This is a genomic window from Arthrobacter sp. Cr_A7 (assembly GCF_029222765.1).
Lineage (GTDB): Bacteria > Actinomycetota > Actinomycetes > Actinomycetales > Micrococcaceae > Arthrobacter.
Window position 1 is genome coordinate 1 of sequence record NZ_JARHXQ010000096.1, and the last position, 2,005, is coordinate 2,005.

Annotated in this window: 1 protein-coding gene and 1 pseudogene; both read left to right on the forward strand. The window is 62.2% G+C overall.

Annotated elements, in window-relative coordinates; translation table 11 throughout:
* Positions 1–340, forward strand: a pseudogene (locus tag P2Q66_RS06005) (ABC transporter permease); the annotation flags it as partial.
* Positions 337–693 (forward strand): hypothetical protein, encoded by a 357-nt coding sequence (locus P2Q66_RS06010; protein WP_275726333.1) that lies wholly within the window; start codon positions 337–339, stop codon positions 691–693. The pseudogene P2Q66_RS06005 and the gene P2Q66_RS06010, both read left to right, overlap by 4 nt.
* Positions 694–2,005 lie beyond the last annotated feature (1,312 nt).

A 2,005-nucleotide genomic window follows, 5' to 3' on the forward strand; every position in this document is an offset into this window, starting at 1 on the left:
CATGCCCACCGCCAAGGAAGCCGGCACCATCTTCGGCCCGCTCATGGCCATGATGTTCGTGCCCTTCTACGCCGTCAGCCTGATCATCTCCGACCCCGAGGCGTTGATCGTGCGGGTCTTCACCTACTTCCCGCTGACCGCCCCGGTCACCGCGATGCTGCGCAACGGCTTCGGCACCCTGACCGGCGTCGAAGCAGCAATTGTCATCGCCGAACTGTTCATCGTCGGAACCCTGATCCTGCGCCTGGCCGTCCACCTGTTCCGGTACGGATCCATCGAATACGGCAAGAAGCTCTCCATCGCCGGGACCTTCCGCCGCAAAGAACTCGCCGCCAAGTGAGCCCCTTCACTGTCCTGCCTGTTATCGCTGGCGGCTTGTGGCTGGTGCACGCTGCCCTGGGCGCAGCGGGCCACCGGGCCTACCGCTATAGCCATTGGGTCCTGTTCGGAGGGCTGGCGGTGACCGCCCTGGTCTTCTTCCTCGGAGCCGTCCACTCGAGCAACTCCGTCCCTCCCGAATGGAAGGAAGACTCCCTCGGCGGCGTCTTCGAGTTCATACTCGCGCTGGAAACCATGCTGGTGCTGCTGGCCCTGGCGCTGCTGGAGGTCATTCGCGTTGCGGTGACACAGACAATAGAGGACGCCCGTACCAGGGCTGACAGCCAGCGTTCCGATCCCTCCAACAGCCTGTGAAACGCCAAGAGATCTGGGGAATCGCTCTCCTAGTCGCAGCGACTCTGTGCGCATGGGCAGATCACTCCATCTATGAGGCGTATCGGGCCGCTGCGAGGGACGACCTGCTGCTCTACATAGGCATGCCTGCGGACTCGATCTCCTCTTGGTTCCGAATTGCGGCGCTCCTGTCCGGCGGCGCCGGGCTCTCGCTCCTGCTCCCGGCACTGATAAGCCGAATTCCCAAGAAGATCCACGACGCACCGCCGGCTGGATCACCGGGCTGGCGGCCGCTGCCGCCGTACCGTACTTCGGCCTCATGTTTCTCCTCGCAGCCCTTGGCGCGTTCGGCATAGGGGACACCGTGAAGATCGTGGCCGCGGATGGAACCTCGGTGCTCGTTACCCAGGATGGCTTCGGCGGCGACATTGTCGCATCTACACCCAGCACGACGCGCTCCACTACAAGCGGGTCCGGGACGCCCCCGAAATCTCCAGATGGCCGCGGGTAAAAGACCAGGACTGCCGGCTGGACACTGCCGGCGGAGAGCTGCAGCTCTCGTGCGGGGATCAAACCCTGACAGTTATCCCGGAAGAAGCAGGCACGTGAAAGCCATCCAGGAGGAGGAAATAGGCTCCGACCGGGGACCCCGCTACTGGTCCCCGGCGGTGCCGTACACAAAAAGGCGACTCAATAACCGATAGAAAGACACCCAGTGAAGCAAAGTATTTTCGCCCGCGAGGGGTAGACATACTGTGGGCCTGGCAGACCCGAAGGCCAGACCCAATTCCTGCGCGGCCCGACTGAATAGTGGCTCTTAGGGCGAGTAACCCCTGCACTAGTCATCCGGCATGTGGCATGATCAGTTCAGCAAGACGCTGTGAAGATGGCGACTGTAGGCGGGTGTGAACCGTTCGGCCAACCGAACGAAGGACCCCGCCATGGATTGTCAGAAGAACCCGTACGCCACCCAGTTCCTTGCCCTTCGCGCACTGGACGCGATCCGCTCAAGCGGAAAGCAGGGTAAGCAGCCGGTCCGGGCCTACCCGTGCCAGCACTGCCACAGCTGGCATCTGACCTCTAAGAAACTCAGCGGGAAGGTTCCGAAATGGGAGCGGAAACATTCGTTGACGGGTCGTTGATCGCGCCGGCCGTCCGTGCTCATGAGCCCGATAAACACAGGGGATTTTGGTTGATCGTTACCTGCCATTGCACCCCGTGTCACCATCTTGAGGACACACCTGCCGGCTTCCCGAGACTGTCGGTGCCTGGGAGCACCATGGAGCTATGACGGCTCCAACTGTTGAGGCGGCGATCCACGAACTGATGGATC